The organism is Kocuria salina (assembly GCF_013368965.1).
GTDB classification, from domain to species: Bacteria; Actinomycetota; Actinomycetes; order Actinomycetales; family Micrococcaceae; genus Kocuria; species Kocuria rosea.
The window spans coordinates 1-17,705 of record NZ_SSSF01000022.1; the positions used below are offsets into that span (position 1 = coordinate 1).

Annotated in this window: 21 protein-coding genes; 15 read left to right on the plus strand and 6 right to left on the minus strand. The window is 68.0% G+C overall.

Annotated elements, in window-relative coordinates; all coding sequences use genetic code 11:
• Positions 1-20: 20 nt before the first annotated feature.
• Together E7Z53_RS19190 and E7Z53_RS19195 are read right to left on the minus strand one after the other, a co-directional pair.
• Entirely contained in the window at positions 21-299 is a 279-nt protein-coding gene (locus tag E7Z53_RS19190) for a hypothetical protein (protein ID WP_176338599.1), read from the minus strand.
• Positions 300-806: 507 nt separating this feature from the next.
• Positions 807-1,172, minus strand: a complete 366-nt coding sequence (locus tag E7Z53_RS19195) for a VOC family protein (protein ID WP_176338600.1) — start codon at positions 1,170-1,172, stop codon at positions 807-809.
• A gap of 271 nt (positions 1,173-1,443) precedes the next feature.
• On the opposite strand from E7Z53_RS19195, the gene E7Z53_RS19200 reads away from it, so the two are divergent.
• The 7 genes from E7Z53_RS19200 (at position 1,444) to E7Z53_RS19230 (ending at position 7,724) form a co-directional block, all read left to right on the plus strand.
• Entirely contained in the window at positions 1,444-2,364 is a 921-nt protein-coding gene (locus E7Z53_RS19200) for a helix-turn-helix domain-containing protein (protein ID WP_176338601.1), read from the plus strand.
• A 104-nt stretch (positions 2,365-2,468) separates the two neighbouring features.
• Entirely contained in the window at positions 2,469-3,317 is an 849-nt protein-coding gene (locus tag E7Z53_RS19205; protein ID WP_176338602.1) for an aldo/keto reductase, read from the plus strand.
• Between the two features lie 174 nt (positions 3,318-3,491).
• Complete coding sequence (locus tag E7Z53_RS19210; protein WP_255219705.1) at positions 3,492-4,034, plus strand: flavodoxin; 543 nt, start codon at positions 3,492-3,494, stop codon at positions 4,032-4,034.
• An 11-nt stretch (positions 4,035-4,045) separates the two neighbouring features.
• Positions 4,046-4,804, plus strand: a complete 759-nt coding sequence (locus tag E7Z53_RS19215; protein WP_176338603.1) for an SDR family oxidoreductase — start codon at positions 4,046-4,048, stop codon at positions 4,802-4,804.
• A gap of 42 nt (positions 4,805-4,846) precedes the next feature.
• Positions 4,847-5,689: an oxidoreductase gene (locus tag E7Z53_RS19220; protein ID WP_176338604.1), complete on the plus strand. Its 843-nt coding sequence runs from the start codon at positions 4,847-4,849 to the stop codon at positions 5,687-5,689.
• Positions 5,686-6,507: an oxidoreductase gene (locus E7Z53_RS19225; RefSeq protein ID WP_176338605.1), complete on the plus strand. Its 822-nt coding sequence runs from the start codon at positions 5,686-5,688 to the stop codon at positions 6,505-6,507. Before E7Z53_RS19220 ends, E7Z53_RS19225 begins: the two co-directional genes overlap by 4 nt.
• The gene (locus E7Z53_RS19230; protein ID WP_217905972.1) at positions 6,504-7,724 is read left to right on the plus strand and encodes an MFS transporter; all 1,221 of its coding nucleotides are present in this window, start codon (positions 6,504-6,506) and stop codon (positions 7,722-7,724) included. The genes E7Z53_RS19225 and E7Z53_RS19230 overlap by 4 nt, the downstream gene beginning before the upstream one ends.
• 261 nt (positions 7,725-7,985) lie before the next feature.
• Here the strand turns inward: E7Z53_RS19230 and E7Z53_RS19235 are convergent, their stop codons facing one another.
• A complete protein-coding gene (locus tag E7Z53_RS19235; protein WP_176338606.1) occupies positions 7,986-8,861 on the minus strand; it encodes a helix-turn-helix transcriptional regulator in 876 nt (291 codons plus the stop codon).
• A 187-nt stretch (positions 8,862-9,048) separates the two neighbouring features.
• Here E7Z53_RS19235 and E7Z53_RS19240 point away from each other — a divergent pair, with 187 nt between their 5' ends.
• The 7 genes from E7Z53_RS19240 to E7Z53_RS19270 all read left to right on the plus strand — a co-directional run bounded on the left by E7Z53_RS19240 (position 9,049) and on the right by E7Z53_RS19270 (position 15,763).
• Positions 9,049-9,933, plus strand: a complete 885-nt coding sequence (locus E7Z53_RS19240) for an aldo/keto reductase (protein ID WP_176338607.1) — start codon at positions 9,049-9,051, stop codon at positions 9,931-9,933.
• Between the two features lie 462 nt (positions 9,934-10,395).
• Positions 10,396-11,397 carry an aldo/keto reductase gene (locus E7Z53_RS19245; protein WP_217905973.1) on the plus strand — a complete coding sequence of 334 codons (1,002 nt, stop codon included), beginning with the start codon at positions 10,396-10,398 and terminating at the stop codon, positions 11,395-11,397.
• A 34-nt stretch (positions 11,398-11,431) separates the two neighbouring features.
• Positions 11,432-11,578 carry a hypothetical protein gene (locus tag E7Z53_RS19250; RefSeq protein WP_176338609.1) on the plus strand — a complete coding sequence of 49 codons (147 nt, stop codon included), beginning with the start codon at positions 11,432-11,434 and terminating at the stop codon, positions 11,576-11,578.
• 31 nt (positions 11,579-11,609) lie between these two features.
• Positions 11,610-12,341, plus strand: coding sequence for an SDR family oxidoreductase (locus E7Z53_RS19255; protein ID WP_176338610.1), 732 nt, complete (start codon positions 11,610-11,612; stop codon positions 12,339-12,341).
• Between the two features lie 74 nt (positions 12,342-12,415).
• A complete protein-coding gene (locus E7Z53_RS19260; protein WP_176338611.1) occupies positions 12,416-13,444 on the plus strand; it encodes an aldo/keto reductase in 1,029 nt (342 codons plus the stop codon).
• Positions 13,445-13,757: 313 nt separating this feature from the next.
• A protein-coding gene (locus E7Z53_RS19265) for an IS5 family transposase (RefSeq protein WP_176338612.1) occupies positions 13,758-14,688 on the plus strand; the annotation gives its coding sequence in 2 pieces (ribosomal slippage) (positions 13,758-14,132 and positions 14,134-14,688; 930 coding nt in all).
• A gap of 247 nt (positions 14,689-14,935) precedes the next feature.
• Positions 14,936-15,763, plus strand: a complete 828-nt coding sequence (locus E7Z53_RS19270) for a PhzF family phenazine biosynthesis protein (protein ID WP_176338613.1) — start codon at positions 14,936-14,938, stop codon at positions 15,761-15,763.
• Positions 15,764-15,991: 228 nt separating this feature from the next.
• On the opposite strand, the gene E7Z53_RS19275 is transcribed toward E7Z53_RS19270, so the two are convergent.
• Positions 15,992-16,306 carry a chorismate mutase gene (locus tag E7Z53_RS19275; protein WP_176338614.1) on the minus strand — a complete coding sequence of 105 codons (315 nt, stop codon included), beginning with the start codon at positions 16,304-16,306 and terminating at the stop codon, positions 15,992-15,994.
• Between the two features lie 164 nt (positions 16,307-16,470).
• On the opposite strand from E7Z53_RS19275, the gene E7Z53_RS19280 reads away from it, so the two are divergent.
• Positions 16,471-16,698 carry a hypothetical protein gene (locus E7Z53_RS19280; protein ID WP_176338615.1) on the plus strand — a complete coding sequence of 76 codons (228 nt, stop codon included), beginning with the start codon at positions 16,471-16,473 and terminating at the stop codon, positions 16,696-16,698.
• Between the two features lie 117 nt (positions 16,699-16,815).
• Here the strand turns inward: E7Z53_RS19280 and E7Z53_RS19285 are convergent, their stop codons facing one another.
• The gene (locus tag E7Z53_RS19285) at positions 16,816-17,304 is read right to left on the minus strand and encodes a GNAT family N-acetyltransferase (protein WP_176338616.1); all 489 of its coding nucleotides are present in this window, start codon (positions 17,302-17,304) and stop codon (positions 16,816-16,818) included.
• Between the two features lie 193 nt (positions 17,305-17,497).
• The coding region (locus E7Z53_RS19290; RefSeq protein ID WP_176338617.1) for an ASCH domain-containing protein at positions 17,498-17,705 on the minus strand (208 nt) is incomplete at its 5' end.

A 17,705-nucleotide genomic window follows, 5' to 3' on the forward strand; every position in this document is an offset into this window, starting at 1 on the left:
ATGGTGCGGCAGTCCCGCTTTTACCCGCCGGTGACACCCTGTCCATCGGTGGGCGTTTCCGGCTCCGTGGGCCATTCCAGCCCGTATGCCTCTACGAGTGCCTGTGGGGAACCGTACTGGTTCGGGTCCTTACCGGCGCGCTGGGCGGCCGCTACTGCCTTCAGGAGAGCTTCAGAGCGCACTTGCATCCACGGGCCATCGAGGAGAGCCTGCTCGATGTCCGCCTGGAACTCGGGGTTGAGAGCAGCCCATTTCGCTTGGGCCCACATTTCCTTGGGGCTCTGCTGGTGGTGGGTCATGGTGGTGCTCCTGTCGAGTGGGGTAGCCTCCGGGGTCCTCAGGTGAGTGACACCCTTGATTTTGTCATCCGTCGAACTACCCGATGCCTTCTGAGCTGCCCCCTGGGCGATCATCGAGAACCGGAACGAGGGAGGACAACAGAAGGGGTCGACGACCACTGAACGAGTCCGTGAAGCCTCCAGCGTGTCGGAGCCTGGGGCTGGTCAGGACCAGCTGACCGGCCAGGCTCAGCCTTCTGCGTAGCCGGAGGCGGACTGGATGCCGACCAATGCGGCACCGCCGGTGAAGGGCCTGCACCGGAGTCAAGGAAACCGGGGGCAGTCCCCAGCCGCCACGCGCTGTCGCCAGGCGGGCTCAGGAGTTCCCGGATTACCGAGGGCAGCAGAGACGCACTCCCATTGGTCCTAGACGCAATTCAGTCGGTGTGAACGATCCCGGCGGTTCTTGACGGCATGGAGGTCGTCTCCGGGATGGGCGCCCCCCAAAACTCTGATCGCTGGCCGACTTCACTTCGCCCAGACCCCGAGCTCGTTGCCGCTGGGATCGGCGAAGTGCAGTCTCCGGCCTCCCGGGAATGTGTACGGCTCCTGGAGGATGCGCCCACCGGCTTTGACGATGGCCCGCTGCGTTTTCTCCAGGTCCTCCGAGTAGAGCAGCACGAAGGGACCTCCACTCGGGCGCGGTTCGGGAGCCGCCAGCAGTCCTCCAATTTCGGCGTCGTCATCGTTTGAGGACGCGATGCCGGCGTATTCGGGGCCGTAGTCGACAAGTCGCCACCCGAATGCCTCGGTGTAGAACGCTTTCGCCGCGTCGAGGTCGATGACGGTCAATTCAACGTAGTTGAGCGAGTGATGGCGGGGCTGCGTTGTCATGGCGGAATGGTAGCTGCGGGGCCACGGCGCCCGACAGACGACCTACTCCAACGCCTGCCACGTGGGGAGTCGCCGGTAGCCGGGCCATATGTAAAGCCGGGCTTCGGTGATGAGGCTTCGTATTGCCATCTTGGGTGAACCCGGACTTTCCATGGGTCGGGCGGGGAAGAGTGTCCAGCGCGCCTAGGTCCAGGTCCCGGGGGGAGGACCTGGTAGAAGGTGTACTGCCAGTGCCTCCTTTCCCACGTCGCATCCTCGTAGCGTGGTGGGCATGGACATCACCACTGAGGTGCGGGAGTTCCTCAACACCCGCAGGGCCCGGCTTTCCCCGGCCGAGGCCGGGTTGCCGGCCTACGGGGCCAACCGCCGGGTGCCCGGGCTCAAACGCGAGGAAGTGGCCCTGCTGGCCGGGGTGAGCACGGAATATTACGCCCGACTGGAACGGGGGAACCTGCGCGGGGTCTCCGAGTCGGTGCTGGAGGCCCTGACCCGGGCGCTGCAGCTGGATGAGGCCGAACGGTTGCACCTGTTCGACCTGGCTCGGGCCGCGGCCGCCTCCCCGCGCACTCCCACCGCGCGTCGCCCCCGCCCCCGGGTGCGGCCCAGTGTGGAGCGGGTGCTGGCCGGGATGAACGGCACCCCGGCTTATGTCCGCAACGCGCACATGGACATCGTGGCGGCCAACCCGCTGGGCTTCGCCCTCTACACCGGGATCCTCACCCCGCAGGGGTTGCCGGTGAACCTGGCCCGGTTCCTGTTCCTGGATCCCAAGGCCCCGGAGTTCTTCGTCGACTGGGACACCGTCGCCGATGGTCTGGCCGCGGCGCTGCGCACCGAGGCCGGCCGCACCCCGCACGACCGGGCGCTGAGCGGGCTGATCGGGGAGCTGGCCACCGGCAGCACCGAGTTCGCCACCCGGTGGGCTCGGCACAACGTCCTGTTGCACCGCACGGCCCGCAAACGCCTGCATCACCCGGTGGTGGGTGACATCGAGCTCACCGGGGACGCGTTCGAGCTGTCCGGGGAGGGCCTGACCTTGATCGCCTACACCGCCGAGGCCGACAGCCGCGCCCAGGAACAGCTGGACTTTTTGGCCAGTTGGGCCACCGCCCACCCCACCCCCGCACCGGCCCCGTCCCCCGGCGTGCCGGCGCCAGGTCCTGTGGTGGAGCACTCCGCATCGGAGGACTGAGCACCCCGGACCCCACGGCCCCCAGGGCCGTCGTGTCCACCACCGGCCTGCCCATCGGGGCTTTCTTCTCCCAAGTTCTTCCGTTCGAAAGGAATGACCGCACTATGCAGAGCGTCACTTTGAACAACGGCGTGCAGATGCCGATTCTCGGCTTCGGCGTCTATCAGATCCCGGCCGAGGACACCGAACGCGCCGTCCTCCACGCACTGGAGGCCGGGTACCGGTCCCTGGACACCGCCGCGGCCTACGGCAATGAGGAAGCCGTCGGCGCCGCGATCCGCGCCAGTGGTATTCCCCGCGAGGAGGTGTTCGTGACCACCAAGCTGTGGGTGCAGGATCCCGGGGAGGAGGCCAACACGCTGCGCGCCTTCGAGGCCTCGCTGGGCCGGCTGGGTCTGGACTACGTGGACCTGTATCTGATTCACCAGCCCTACGGGGACTACTACAGCTCCTGGCGGGCCATGCAGCGACTCAACGCCGAGGGTCGGGCGCGGGCCATCGGGGTGTCGAACTTCCCGGCCGACCGTCTGGTGGATCTGATCGTCCAGCACGAGATCACCCCGGCGGTGAACCAGATCGAGACCCACCCGTTCCGGCAGAACCACGACTACCACCAGCTGATGATCGAGCTTGGGGTGCAGATCGAGTCCTGGGGCCCGTTTGCCGAAGGACGCAACAACCTGTTCACCAACCCCACCCTGAGCCAGATCGCCACCGCCCACGATCGGACGGTGGGGCAGGTCGTGCTGCGCTGGCTCACCCAGCGCGGAGTGGTGGTGATCCCCAAGTCGGTGCGGCCCGAGCGGATGGTGGAGAACTTCACCTCCCAGGATTTCGATCTGACCGAGGACGAGATGACCGCCATCGCGGCCCTGGACACCGGTGAATCCCAGTTCTTCGATCACCACGACCCCCAGTGGGTGCGCCAGCTCGGCACCCGCCGGGTCGACTGACCCAGCGCCGTGCCAACCCCCGCACATCAGCACCCGGTCCCCCGGCGAACATTGCTGCGCGCCCTCGCCGGCGGGGCCGGCATGGCCGCGGCAACGGCCCTGACCGGCTGCACCGCACCCGGCCCCGCCCCCGACCGGGGCAGACAAACCGCCCCGAGTGGAGGAACCACACCGATGCCCGATCCCGCAGCAGGCCGTGTGCTGCTGGCCTACTTCTCCCGGGCCGGGGAGAACTACTGGAACGGCGGCCGACGCGTCCTTGACACCGGCAACACCGAAGTTCTGGCGAACCTGATCCGCGACCGGATCGACTGCGACGTGTACCGGATCGAAGCGGCCGACCCGTACTCTGACCGGTACGACCCCACCGTGCAACGCAACGTCGAGGAGCAGAACAGCGACGCGCGTCCCGAGATCGCCAACCCCATACCCAACCTGGCGGACTACGACGCGGTGCTCCTCGGGAGCCCCATCTGGAACGTGCAGCCGCCGATGATCATGGCGACCTTCATCGATGCTGTCGATCTGAACGGCAAGGACCTCCGCCCGTTCGTGACGTACGCCGTCAGTGGGCTCGGTTCCACGGAGTTCTTCTACCGCGACCTCAACACCGGTGCGACCCTCGGGGAGGGGCTGGCGGTGCGCGGTGAAGAAGTCCGCGGCCCCCGGACCGGCGAGGACGTCGACCGGTGGCTGCGCGCTGCCGACCTGATCTGAAAGGCACCACTATGACCGACCAGCAGCTCACCGTCCTCGTCGTCGGCTCCACCGGCAGCATCGGGCGGCACGTCGTCGCCACAGCTGTGCGAGCAGGGCACCGCACCCGCGCCCTGATCCGCAGCTCCTCCCGCGCCCACGGGCTCGGCCGCGGCGCGGAGACCGTGATCGGCGATCTCACCGACGCGTCCACCCTCACCGACGCCGTCGCCGGCGTCGACGCGGTGATCTATACCCATGGCGACAACAGCAACGCCGAAGCGGTCAACTACGGCGCCGTCCGCAACGTCCTCCGCGCGCTTCAGGGCCGGCCGGTGCGCATCGCGCTGATGACCACAATCGGTGTGACCGTGCTGCGGGACAGCTCCGAGTGGAAGCGCCGCGGGGAACGGCTCGTCCGCGCCAGCGGCAACGAGTACACCATCGTGCGGCCCGGCTGGTTCGACTACAACGACGACGAGCAACTCAAGATCGCCCCACGGCAGGGCGACACCCACCACACCGGCACCCCTGCCGACGGCGTCATCGCCCGGCATCAGATCGCGCGGGTCCTCGTCGAGAGCCTCACGAACCCGAACGCGGTGCACAGGACGTTCGAACTCGTCGCCGACCGCGGGGCCGAACAGGACGACTTGAGCCCGGTGTTCGCCGCCCTCCGGCCCGACCCAGACGGGTCCCTCGACGGAGTCCTCGATGAGGCGAATCTGCCGCTCGAACACGAACCAGCTGCCGTCCTCGAGGAACTCGACCGCGTCCGCCCACGACGCTGACGTCTCGAGATCGCCGCCGCCAGCACACAAAGGAGCAAAACCATGACCACTTGGCTGATCACCGGAGCATCCAGCGGACTCGGCGCCGCCCTCGCCCGCGCCGTCCTCGCCCAAGGTGACAACGCGGTCGTCACCGCCCGGAACACCGACCACCTCCAGGACCTCGTCGACGGGCACCCCGACACCGCCCTGGCGGTTCCATTGGAGATCGCCAACCACGACCAGGTCGTCGCCGCGGTGGAGGCCGCAACGACCAGATTCGGCGGCGTCGACGTCCTTGTCAACAACGCCGGACACGGCTACCGAGCCGCTGTCGAGGAAGCCGCCGTCGACGAGGTCGATGAGCTGTTCGCCACGAATTTCTTCGGCCCCGTGGATCTGATCAAGCAGGTACTCCCACAGATGCGTGCCCGGCGCTCCGGCGCTATCGTCAATGTCTCTTCCATCGGCGCGCCCCGCTCCAACCCTGCCTCCGGTTACTACACCGCCACGAAAACGGCCCTCGAGGGCATGTCCGACGCGCTCAACCGTGAGGTCGCGCCGCTGGGCATTCGCGTGCTGGTCCTCGAACCCGGTGCGTTCCGCACCGACTTCTCCGGCCGTTCCCTCATGCAGTCGCGCACCGTGATCGACGACTACGCCGACACCGCGGGCAAGCGCCGCAAGGAGAACGACACCACCCACGGCACCCAGCAGGGCGACCCCGACCGCGCAGCCCGCGTCATCATCGACACCGTCCAAGCCGACAGCGCACCATTCCGGTTGCTCCTGGGCTCCGATGCCGTGAGGATCGTCCGCGACGAGCTGCAGGGCCGCATCGACGAGATCGACGCCTGGGCCCACGTCAGCCGGACCACGGACTTCACCGCGGAGGATCAGGCATGAGCACCTGGTTCATCACCGGCGCGTCCAGCGGACTCGGCCGCGCCATCGCCGAACATGTCCTGGCCACCGGCCACCAGGTCGTTGCGACCGCCCGGAACACGTCCTCCATCGAGGACCTCCGGTCGGCGCACCCGGACACCGCACTGACTGCGACGCTCGACGTCACGGACCCCGCCTCGATCACTGCGGCGGTCGCGGCGGCCCAGACGCGATTCGGCGGCATCGACGTGCTCGTCAACAACGCCGGCTACGGGTACACCGCCGCCGTCGAAGAGGGCGAGGACGAGGACGTGGCGCGGCTGTTCGCGACGAACTTCTTCGGCCCGGTCGACCTCATCAAGGCCGTCCTGCCCGGCATGCGCGCCCGTGGCAACGGGACGATCGTCAACATCACCTCCATCGGCGCACGGATCACCATCCCCGGTGGCGGTTACTACTCCGCCGCCAAGGCCGCCCTCGAAGGGCTCTCCGGGTCCCTCCGCAAGGAGGTTGAACCGCTCGGGCTGCACGTCCTGGTCGTCGAACCCGGTTCCTTCCGCACCGCCTTCCGCGGCCGCTCCGCGGACCAGTCCGCAGTCCGGATCGACGCCTACGACCAGGTGCTGGGGCGCACCGGTGACAAACAGCTCAGCCCCCAGCGTGGGGAACCCGCGAAGGCGGCCGCCGCGATCTTGGAGGCCGTGGAGCACCCGGAACCGCCGAAGCTGCTCCTCCTCGGCACCGACGCCCTCGGGGGCTACCGAACGGCCGCCGAGACCGAAGCCCACGACGTGGAACGTTTCGCCCACCTGACCCGAAGCACCGACGCCGACTCGTGACCGCTACCGAGTCCACCCCCACCATCCGGTTCCGGCTCCCTCCCGCCGTCACCTTCCCCGTCGTCGCCGCGAGCCTCATCGCCGTGTTCCTCGCCTCTGGCACACCCGTCCCGCTCTACAACACCTACCGGGCGCAGGACGGAGTCACCGCCTCCGGTCTCGCACAGGCCACCGTCGTCTACCTCGGCGTCACCGCCGTCACACTGCTCACGACCGGCCGGCTGTCGAACCATGTCGGCCGGCGCCCGGTCGCGATCGGCGCGGTCCTCGTCGCGGCCGCCGGTTGCATCGTGATGCTGAACGTTCACAGCCTGCCCGAACTCATAATCGGCCGGATGCTCCAGGGGATCGGCTGCGGCATCGCCTCAAGCGCCCTTGGCTCCTACGTCCTCGACACCGCATCCAGGCGGCCGGGGTGGCTCGGGCCGGTGATCACGAGCAACGCCCCACCGTTCGCGATCCCGCTCGGCGCGCTCCTCTCCGGCGCGCTCGTCCAGTACGAACCCGCACCACGCACCCTGACCTTCACGATCATCGCCGCCGTCCTCGTCGTCCTCGCCGCTCTGCTCGCTGCTTGCCCCGAGACCGCCGACCGCACCCCCGGCGCTCTCGCCTCGCTGCGGCCACGAGTGCTCGTCCCGCGTGGGCAGGCACGCACCATCTTCGCCGTCGGCACCGCCCTGGTGGGCACCTGGGCGCTCAGCGGCTTCTACCAGGCGTTCTCCCCGGTCCTCGCCGCCGACGAACTCGGCACCAGCAACGCCCTCATCGTCGCCCTCGTGTTCGCCTCTATCGTGATCTTGAGCCCCGTGGGCGGACTGGTCACCGGCAGATTCAGGGCCGCGACCGCGTTGCGGGTCGGCCTCGCCCTGTTCGTCGTCGCAACCGCGGCCGTGATCGTCACCCTGCACCTCGGGGCGATCTGGTGGTTCCTCGCCGCCAGCGCCCTCGCCGGCATCGCCCAGGGCGCCGCAAATGCCGCCGGCATGCGCGCCGTCCTCGGCGACGCCGCCCCGCAGGACCGAGCCGGGCTCCTCGCCACGCTGTACCTGATCTCGTACGCCGGTGCTGCCGCACCAGGCCTCGTCGCAGGACGGCTCGCCACCACCATGGCACCGGACCACATCGCCATCGGCTACGGCGCACTCGTCCTCGTCGCATCCTCCATCGCCGTCCTCGCCTTCACGAACAAGCGAGACACCGATCAGGCTCAATAGCCGCTCAGCCCCGACACGGAACGCTGTGAATGGGCCTGATGCCTGGATAGGCGACGTTGATGATGGAAGTGTCATCGTTACCCGTGCCGTCACCTATCGGTGCATCAGTCCCTTGCGTCGTTCGTGGTGAGCGGTTCGCGGAGGCGGACTCGAGAGCAACGTGGAGCCGGAGGGCTGTGAAGTCGACCTGCGGATGAGAGCCTTGTCGTGAAGATACGGGCTCTCATGTGTTGGGCGTCCCATGGTCGGAATCCGCTCCGGTCAGTGGTCCGCCCTGGTCGAGCCGGCGGTGCTGGGGTCGGCGATCCAGCTGCGCAGCATGGCCAGGGCGTCGGCCGAGGAGGACCCTGGGGCGGGGAGGTAGGTCGTGACTCTCAGCCCGGGGGTGGCGGGCACGGTCAGGACGTCGTAGCCGACGGTGAGCTCACCGACCACGGGGTGGTTGATGCGCTTGGTGCCGGTGGTGTGGGTGCGCACGGTGTGTCCGCCCCACCAGGTGCGGAAGTCCTCGTTGCGGGTGGCCAGCTCACCGACTAGTCCCATCAGGGCCCGGTCGCTGGGATCCTGTCCGGCGAGCAGGCGCAGGGCGGAGACCGATTGCCGGGCGCTGGTCTCCCAGTCGGGGTAGAACTCCTGGGATCGGATGTCCAGGAAAAGGTATCGGGCATGGTTGAGCGGGGCCGCGGCCTGGGGGAACAGGTGCGGGAACAGGGCCCGGCCCAGGGCGTTGGATCCCACCGGGGTGCCCAGACGGTTCATGGCGATCGCCGGGACCTCGCCCATGGTGTCCAGCAACTGGGCCATGCGTGGCGACAGCCGCGGTTCGGGTTTGGTGCGGGGGGCGCGGCGGGGTCCGGTGGCCGCACGGGCGAGATCGAATAGGTGGGTGGTCTCGGCCTCGTCCAGCTGCAGGGCCCGGGTCAGGGCGAACAGCACGCTCTCGGACACTCCGCTGAGGTCCCCGCGCTCCATTCGGGTGTAGTACGCGGTGGACACCCCGGCCAGCTGGGCGACTTCCTCACGGCGCAGGCCCGGCACGCGGCGTTCACCGCCGAACACGCTCACCCCGGCCTTCTCCGGGGTCAGGCGGGCGCGCAGGGTAGTGAGGAACTGCTGCACCTCGTGGCGGGTATCCATGTCACCCAGGCTAGGTCGGCACCTGACCGGGGTGGGAGTCCCTGGCAGTCACCCCCACCCCGGTCCGAGGGGCCAGCGGTTGCCCTCCGTCGTCGCCCTCGTCCTCGGCGGCGAGGTCTTGGGTCGGCACCTGGGGGATAACACCAGGGACTCTCACCCCCACCCGATTCGTCCTTACCGTGGGGGCATGGACAACACCACGATCACTGTGAACAACGGCGTGCAGATGCCGGCCCTGGGCCTGGGCGTCTTCCAGGCCTCGCCCGAGGAGACTCGCGACGCTGTCCGGGCGGCCCTGTCGACCGGTTACCGCCACATCGACACCGCAGCCGCTTACGGCAACGAGACGGAGGTCGGCCAGGCCCTGGCCGACTCTGGTGTGGCCCGCGAGGAGGTCTTCATCGAAACCAAGATCTGGATCAGCGACTACGGCTACGAGGAGACGCTGCACGGGTTCGAGAAGAGCGCAACGAAGTTGGGCGTGGAGCAGATCGACCTGCTGATCCTGCACCAGCCGCTGCCCACCCATTTTGACCGGACGCTTCAGGCCTATCGGGCGCTGGAAACCTTGCTCGAGCAAGGCAAGGTCCGCGCGATCGGGGTCAGCAACTTCATGCCCGACCACCTCAACCGCCTCCTGGCTGAGACCTCGGTGGTGCCGGCCGTGAACCAGATCGAGCTTCACCCCTACTTCCAGCAGAAGGAGCTCCAGGAACTGCACACCGCCCAGGGCATCCTCACCCAGGCCTGGTCTCCCATCGGCGGGATCACCTTCTACCAGGAAGGTCAGCACACCAGCACGCTGGAAGACCCGACCATCCTCGGCATTGCGGCAGCTCACGCCAAGAGCCCGGCGCAGGTGATGCTGCGCTGGCACCTGCAGGAAGGCCGGTCGGTGATTCCGAAGTCCACCAAGGCTCACCGGATCGCCGAGAACTTCGAGGTCTTCGACTTCCAGCTCAGCGACGAGGAAATGGCGGCGATCGACGCCCTCGACACCGGCAACCGTGGCGGGCCGGAGCCGGCTGACGTCACCCTCGAGGCCTACGGCATGCCGATCCCCGAAGCCTGATCCCTCAGGCCGCCGCGCCCGCTCCCCTCCATCGCGCCGCGGACACCTCAGAGGATGCGCCCGCGGTGGTACCGGGCTTCACCCGGGCCCCGATCCTCCGGTCTGACCGGCTCGACTCCGCGACTCCCTGACCAGAGCACTCCTGGCGCTCCGGTTCCTCCCACGTTCCGGTTCCCCCAGCGTCCTGGGTCGAGGACCGCGGCGCCGGGGATCGGCTCCGCAGTAACGATGACCATGAAGGAGATCCCCATGCACGATCAGGACAGCACACCGGCACGCGCCGCCACCGATCGTGGCCGGCGCCGGTTCCTGCAGGGCGCGGCCGTACTGGCCTCGGTCCCGTTGGTGACCGGCATGGCCAGTCACCCCTCGAACGCCCACTCGTCTCCGTCGGGCCGCGGCAGAGGGCACGGGAAGGGCACGGACCCGGTGACCGTCGCCACCACGGTGAGCGGTCGCCGCATGCTCGGGGCCCTGGAGGTCTCGGCCACGGGGTTGGGCACCCAGACCATGACGGGCGATCTGTACGGGCCCGTCACCAGCCGGGCGGACATGGTTTCCCTCATCCGCACTGCCGCCGGCCAGGGGGTGACGTTCTTCGACACGGCCGAGGCCTACGGGCCCTTCGAGTCCGAACGCATCGTCGGGGAGGCGCTGGAACCGGTCCGCGATGAGGTGGTGATCGCCTCGAAGTTCGGTTGGGACATCGACCCGGCCACCGGTCAGCGCACCGGGGGGCTCAACAGCCGCCCCGAGCACATCCGCACAGCTGTGGAGGGCATGCTGGCGCGGTTGCGGACCGACCGCATCGACCTGCTCTACCAGCACCGGGTGGACCCGGCCGTCCCGATCGAGGACGTGGCCGGCACCGTGGGCGAGCTGATCGCCGAGGGCAAGGTCCTGCACTTCGGGCTCTCCGAGCCTGGGGTGGAGACCATCCGCCGGGCCCATGCGGTGCAACCGCTCACCGCGATCCAGAACGAGTACTCCATGGCCTGGCGCGGACCCGAAGCCCACGTCCTGCCCCTGTGCGAGGAACTCGGGATCGGTTTCGTGTGCTGGGCGCCGCTGGGCATGGGCCTCACCACCGGGGAGATCACCCCCTTCACCCGCTTCACCGAAGGCGACTTCCGCCCCATGGTCCCGCGCAACAGCCCCGAGAACCTGGAAGCGAACATGGCGTTGGTGCAGCTGCTGCAGGACTGGGCCGTGCGCAAGGGCGCCACCCCCGCCCAGATCTCCCTGGCCTGGCTGCTGGCCCAGCGGCCGTGGATCGTGCCCATTCCCAGCACCACCCGACTGCCCCACCTGCTGGAGAACCTCGGGGCCGAAGAAGTCACCTTCAGCTCCGCGGAGCTGACAGAGCTGACCACCGCCCTGGAGGCGATCACCATCCGCGGTGACCGACTGCCGGCCCCGGCCCTGGCCATGACCGGTGTCGAAGCCCCCACCCCGACGGGCTGAGCCCACCATGCCGGCCCCCACGCACCGACCCCCGGTGCCCCGACGGACGCTGCTGCGCGCGGCCCTGGGCGGGGCCGGCATGGCCACGACGCTGACCGCCTGCACCGCACCGACACCCTCACCCGCCGCCGCCGCCGACACCGAGCAGTGGTTGAGCCAGGTCGGCCTGCTCGACCGCTGACCCACCCACCCCTTTTCGAAAGGACCCTCTCATGACCACCACACCGACCACCGGGCTTACCGCCGTCATCACCGGCGCCTCCTCCGGCATCGGGGCCGCCACCGCCCGCACCCTGCACGCCGCCGGCTACCAGGTGGCACTGCTGGCCAGGCGCACCGACCGGATCGACGCCCTCGCAGCCGAACTCGGCGACCGCGCGGTCGCCATCGCCGCCGACGTCACCGACCGCCCCAGCCTCCTCGCGGCCGCCTCCCGGGTCCAGGACGAGCTCGGGGGGGCCGACGTGCTGATCAACAACGCCGGGGTCATGCTGCTGGGACCGTTCTCCGCCGACCAGCACGAGGACTACCGGGCCATGATCGAGGTGAACCTGCTCGGGGCGATCACTACCACCGAGGTGTTCCTCGACCAGCTCAAGGACGGTGGTGGGGACATCGTGAACATCTCCTCCGTGGCCGGGCGCACCGCCCGCCCTGGAAACGGCGTCTACGCCGCGACCAAGTGGGGACTGAACGGGTGGTCGGAGTCGCTGCGCCAGGAACTGCTACCCGAGGTGCGGGTGACGCTGATCGAGCCCGGTGTGGTGGCCACCGAACTGCCCACCCACATCACCCACGAATCCACCCGCCAAGGTGTGGAGCAGCTCTACAGCGTGGCCACGGTCACCGCTGAGGACATCGCCGAGGTCATCGCCTTCACCCTCACCCGCCCCCGCCACCTGGCCATCCACGAGATCCTGCTCCGCCCCGCCGACCAGGCCTGACCCAGCCCCCCCTACACCTCTGCAGCGAGATCGGAGCACCGGCTGCCGGTCACACCATCCACCAGGAGGACTCTATGGAATACCGCACTTTGGGACGTACGGGGGTCTCGGTCAGCCCCTTGTGTCTGGGGGCGATGATGTTCGGCCCGTGGGGGAACAACGACCGGGGTGAGTCGATCCGCATCATCCACCGTGCCCTGGACGCTGGGATCAACTTCGTCGACACCGCCGACATCTACTCCCACGGCGAATCCGAGGACATCGTCGGGGAGGCCTTGGCCAATGGGCGGCGGGAGGACGTGGTGCTGGCCACGAAATTCGCTGTGCCCATGGACGAGGACCCCAACCACCGGGGCGGGTCCCGGCGCTGGATCATCCAGGAGGTGGAGAACTCCCTGCGCCGGCTACGCACCGACTACATCGACCTCTACCAGCTCCACCGCCCCTCAGCGGAGACGGACATCGAGGAAACCCTGGGGGCGCTGACCGACCTGGTGCGCCAGGGCAAGGTGCGCTACATCGGGTCCTCCTCGTTCTCCGGCAGCCAGATCGTCGAAGCCCAGTGGGCCGCCCGGGACCGGCACCTGGAACGCTTCGTCACCGAACAACCTCCCTACTCGATGCTGGTGCGCGGGGCAGAGGCCGATGTGCTGCCCACCGCCGCCCGCCACGGGATGGGGGTGCTCACCTACAGCCCGCTGGCCGGCGGCTGGCTGTCGGGGAAGTGGCGCCAGGGCAAGGAGGGTCTGGCGCCGACCTCTCCGGCCCGGAAGCGGCTGGCCGATCGGTTCGATCTGTCCCTGCCGGCCAACCAGCGCAAGCTCGAAGCCGTCGAAGGCCTCGCCGGGATTGCCGAGGAGACGGGGCTGAGCCTGATCGAACTGGCCATCGCCTTCGTGATCCGCCACCCGGCTGTCACCTCGGCGATCATCGGACCCCGCACCATGGAGCAGCTCGAATCCCAGCTGCCGGCCGCCGAGGCCACCCTGAGCACCGAGGTGCTCGACCGCATCGACGCCCTCGTCGCCCCCGGGGAAACCATCAACCCCGCTGACAACAGCTACGGCGAGACCGAATTAGCATCGGAGGCACGGCGTCGCTGAACCCCACCCCACCCCACCCCCACGGTAGGTCCCTGAGGAGTTCCTCGGGCCCGATCGGGTCGTTTTTCGTTGTTGGGGTGAAGTGGTAGACGGACACAAGGTTCGCCTGCGGGAAGAAGGTGGCCCTGATTTCCCCACCGCGGCCAGCACGGAAAACCTAGGACCGTCCTCAAAAAGAGGGGGTTGCTCGGATTCTCATCCGAGCAACCCCCTCTTTTTGAGCAGATCAGGGCTCTGTCGTCGCCTAATCCAGTGTCACGGTATTAGGGCGTGTCTCCCATATGCATCGTGAGGTTCGCGGCAGTCTGGTGGGGTGAGGTCGACGGGTTCTCGATATCGGGTGTTCACGGATGCGCAGTGGAAGCGGATCGCTCCGCTGTTGCCGTCCAATGCCGGGCGGCGTGGTCACCCGTTCGGTGACGACCGGCGGGTTGTGGAGGGCATCGCGTACCGGTTCCGCACCGGGATCCCGTGGCGTGACTTGCCCCGCGAGCAGTTCGGCCCGTGGCAGACGGTGTGGAAGCGGCATCGCCGTTACGCCGGTGACGGGACGTGGGATCGGGTGCTGGCGCAGATCCTCGCCGAGGCCGACGCGGCCGGGAAGATCGACTGGGCGGTGTCGATCGATGCGACGATCGCGCGTGCGCATCAGCATGCGACGAACACCACCCGCCCCGAGCAGGACACAGGGGGCAGGATCGAATCACAAGAATCTGCCCTGGCACGAGATTGAACCGCCCGGTCACGGTATCGGCCGCTCCCTCGGCGGTCTGACCACGAAGATCCACCAGGCCGTCGATGGGCACGGCCGCCCGCTCGCGATGATCGTGACCGGCGGGCAGCGCAACGACGGAGCGATGCTCATCCACGTGCTCGGCGAGATCCAGGTTCCCCGGCTTGGCCCGGGTCGCCCACGAACCCGACCCGACGCCGTGATCGCCGACCGTGCCTACGCGACCGGAGTCATCCGCAGCAAGCTGCGCCGCCGCAAGGTCAAGGCCGTCATTCCCGACAAGCGCGACCAGATCATCGCACGAAAACGGCGCGGGAGTCGCGGCGGTCGCCCGCCCGGGTTCGACGCCACCGCCTACCGCGGTCGCAACGTGATCGAGCGATTCTTCGCACTCGCGAAGCAGTGGCGCGGCATCGCGACCCGCTTCGACAAACTCGCCATCACGTACCGCGCCGGCGTCACCCTCTGCGCCATCCTCACCTGGGTCCGACTATTGGGAGACACGACCTAGACCGTCCAGACCGTTGACGGTCTGCAGCGTGATCTCACCGTTCTGATACCGAGCGACTCAACTGCGTTTGGAGCGACACCCAGCTCGCCCACGCCGGCTTGACGCCAGGTTCCATGGTGGAACCCCTAACGCCACACCTTTACGCCCGGATGGCTCGGTTCAGGCGGGTCCATCCAGTGGTGCATGCAGGGCTTCTAGAGTGGGAACGCCCAACTGATCCATCACTTCCCGTCAGGAGCACCCTCTCATGCAGGTGCCTATCATCCAGGTCGATGCGTTCGCCGCGGCCCCGTTCGAAGGCAACCCGGCCGCGGTCATGCCGCTGCCTGATTGGCCGGCCGACACCGTCCTGCAGCAGGTAGCCGAGGAGAACAACCTCTCAGAAACTGCCTTCGTCGTCGCCGACCTCCCCACCGGCGTCACCGCACCAGACCCGCAGCATCCGGCTTACCACCTACGCTGGTTCACTCCCGCCATCGAGGTAGACCTGTGCGGCCACGCCACCTTGGCCACCGCCTCCTACCTCTTCGAAGACGCCCACCCACAAGCCCAGCTGGTGCAGTTCCACACCCGCAGCGGCTGGCTCATCGTTCGTCGCGACCCAGGTGGGGGCTACACCATGGACTTCCCGTCTGAACCTCCCGTGCCCACCCAGATCGACCCCGTGGTCGCAGCCGCTCTCGGGGCACCGGTGCGTGAGGCCCTGGAGGCCACCGACCTGGTCTACGTCCTGGCCGACGCCGAGACCGTGCGCACTCTGACCCCCGACCACACCGTGCTGGCCGGGTTGCCCGTGCGCGGGGTGATCGTCACCGCCCCCGGTGCCGACACCGGTTATGACTTCGTCTCCCGGTACTTCGGCGCCCGCGCCGGAGTAAGCGAGGACCCGGTCACGGGTTCCGCCCACTCCCAGATCGCCTCCTACTGGGCCACCCGCCTGGGCCGGACCACATTGGTAGCCCGGCAGCTCTCAACCCGCGGCGGCACCGTGCACGCCCTCGTGACTGGAAACCGCACCCTGCTCACCGGTACCTGCACTCGCTTCCTCACCGGCACCGCCACCATCCCCGACTAAGCCCGCCCCCTGCCCTGGCCGCCCAAGAACAACCAACTCCCACGAAGCAGTCCTTTTCCCGTCGAGGCCTAGGCACGAAGAGCGACACAGGAACCCGCAACGGAACGTCTCGCGAACCACCCGCCAGCGACTACGCCGCGCGTTGCGCTGAATTCAGCGACCGGCTCTCCTTAATGTCGACCACGTAACTTTTCCGAGGCCGTCTCTGATTGATATTTCTCGGTGTCGTTACCGCTCTGCGTTAACGCCCAGCTCCAGGTCGATGAACGCATCGATCATCGCCCGCCAGGTCCGCTCCGCTACTTCTGGGCTCAGGCCTGCGTCCTGCGCGAGCTGCCGCTTCGCCGCGAGCACGGCGTTCACCCGGTCCGGATCTCGAACGGCCTTCTCAGAGCCTCGCTCCTTGAGCTCACCGGCACGGATCACACAGGCCTGACGTCGAGCCAACAGCTGGATGATCTGGTGGTCCAGACCATCAATCTCCGCCCGCACCTGCGCGAGATCGGTCAAATCCGATCGCGATTGAGGGGATGTCGGCACCATGGAGAACTCCTCGAGTCGGCTGTCGTCAGTGGGTTCATAGTGACATGACGATCGAGAATCACCAGACCGGCCCCTCGACTCCTCTACAGGCTCTGGCCCTGTTTCGGTGACCGTAAGCCAACCTCAGGCGCAACGTTGCAGTTCCCTTCGACGAAGGACAACCCATGAAACTCTCCTCGGCCGCCCGGCGGTTCATGCGGATCCCGTTAGTCATGATCGCTCTGGGTGCCGTCATAGCGGCCGGCGCTTGGATCTGGACCATCGCCTCGTGTTGCGAGGGCGGGGCGAACATCGGCGCCGGAATGCTATTCCTGCTGGGGCTTGCCATGCTCGCCGGGGGACTCCTGAGCGCTCTCCTCTTCGTGCTGGTCGGGCTCCAACGCGGGAAGTAGCTCTGCCCTTCCCAACTCGGGCATCACGCACTGTCGCCATAGGAACCCCAATCGCAACATTGGATCCTCACCACAGCTCCGGGTGGATCTACGGAGCATCCCGGCTCCCATGAGAACTCAGCTGGTTCGTGGTCTCTCCATCTCCACGGCATGCCAGGACTGACCATCCACCTCGGTGCTGCGCACCCGGCCGGTCTCCTGGAATCCCAGGCTCTCGTAGACCCGCCGAGCCGGGACGTTGTGCGCGTAGACACCCAGCTTCATGGTCGGTAGCTTCGTGATCTCGAAGCCCGTGCGCACAGCTGTGCTGATCAGCTCACGCCCCAGACCGCGTCCTCGGACAGCCGGGTTCAGAAGGATGCACCCGAGCCGCATCATGGGCACGGAGTCGTCGACGAGCAGCGAGGCATGACCGACCGGCGCGCCGGACTCTGGGTCCAGCCCGGTCCAGTATCGGCGCTGATCATTGCCCAGATAGACCTCCAGCTGCCCCCGGTCCAATGGCCACGTGAAGATAGGACCGGACCACAACACCATGTCCAGCTTGGAGGGGACCCACCTTAGGAAGACGTCCAAATCGGCCGGGGTCGTCGCACGCAGTCGCATGCCCCCATGCTAAGAACACCCACCCCCAAGCCCGCGCCGCCGCCGATCCTCCGCATGTCCGACAGCGAACCTCAACTGCGATAGTCCACTCGTGGCGGTGTCCGGTAGCGGGTCATATGTATAGCAAACGGCCTCGTGCTGGTTGTGCGCTGGATTGGTGCCAGCGGCACACCACAGAGCCGGATCGATGGGATCACTTCACCGGGTCCGGGAGGAGCCGGAATCGTTCCAGCACCACAAGCGTGTCGTCGTCCAAGTCGTGCCCCGGGACCTCGGCGCACGCCTCCGGCGGCGTGGCCGTCCAGAACTCCTCGTGGGCCTCCCGCCACTGGGCCACACTGCGGTGCCCCTCGCCCTCGGCCAGCACGTGCTCCCAGGGCACCTCGGCCAACCGCATCGTG

Bases quoted from the DNA above. Each gene is read 5' to 3' on its own strand.
- E7Z53_RS19195 (WP_176338600.1), bottom strand. From the start codon at position 1,172: ATGACAACGCAGCCCCGCCATCACTCGCTCAACTACGTTGAATTGACC.
- E7Z53_RS19275 (WP_176338614.1), bottom strand. From the start codon at position 16,306: ATGGTGCCGACATCCCCTCAATCGCGATCGGATTTGACCGATCTCGCG.
- E7Z53_RS19190 (WP_176338599.1), bottom strand. From the start codon at position 299: ATGACCCACCACCAGCAGAGCCCCAAGGAAATGTGGGCCCAAGCGAAA.
- E7Z53_RS19220 (WP_176338604.1), top strand. From the start codon at position 4,847: ATGACCACTTGGCTGATCACCGGAGCATCCAGCGGACTCGGCGCCGCC.
- E7Z53_RS19215 (WP_176338603.1), top strand. From the start codon at position 4,046: ATGACCGACCAGCAGCTCACCGTCCTCGTCGTCGGCTCCACCGGCAGC.
- E7Z53_RS19270 (WP_176338613.1), top strand. From the start codon at position 14,936: ATGCAGGTGCCTATCATCCAGGTCGATGCGTTCGCCGCGGCCCCGTTC.
- E7Z53_RS19210 (WP_255219705.1), top strand. From the start codon at position 3,492: ATGCCCGATCCCGCAGCAGGCCGTGTGCTGCTGGCCTACTTCTCCCGG.
- E7Z53_RS19245 (WP_217905973.1), top strand. From the start codon at position 10,396: ATGCTCGGGGCCCTGGAGGTCTCGGCCACGGGGTTGGGCACCCAGACC.
- E7Z53_RS19260 (WP_176338611.1), top strand. From the start codon at position 12,416: ATGGAATACCGCACTTTGGGACGTACGGGGGTCTCGGTCAGCCCCTTG.
- E7Z53_RS19285 (WP_176338616.1), bottom strand. From the start codon at position 17,304: ATGCGACTGCGTGCGACGACCCCGGCCGATTTGGACGTCTTCCTAAGG.
- E7Z53_RS19235 (WP_176338606.1), bottom strand. From the start codon at position 8,861: ATGGATACCCGCCACGAGGTGCAGCAGTTCCTCACTACCCTGCGCGCC.
- E7Z53_RS19240 (WP_176338607.1), top strand. From the start codon at position 9,049: ATGGACAACACCACGATCACTGTGAACAACGGCGTGCAGATGCCGGCC.
- E7Z53_RS19280 (WP_176338615.1), top strand. From the start codon at position 16,471: ATGAAACTCTCCTCGGCCGCCCGGCGGTTCATGCGGATCCCGTTAGTC.
- E7Z53_RS19225 (WP_176338605.1), top strand. From the start codon at position 5,686: ATGAGCACCTGGTTCATCACCGGCGCGTCCAGCGGACTCGGCCGCGCC.
- E7Z53_RS19205 (WP_176338602.1), top strand. From the start codon at position 2,469: ATGCAGAGCGTCACTTTGAACAACGGCGTGCAGATGCCGATTCTCGGC.
- E7Z53_RS19200 (WP_176338601.1), top strand. From the start codon at position 1,444: ATGGACATCACCACTGAGGTGCGGGAGTTCCTCAACACCCGCAGGGCC.
- E7Z53_RS19255 (WP_176338610.1), top strand. From the start codon at position 11,610: ATGACCACCACACCGACCACCGGGCTTACCGCCGTCATCACCGGCGCC.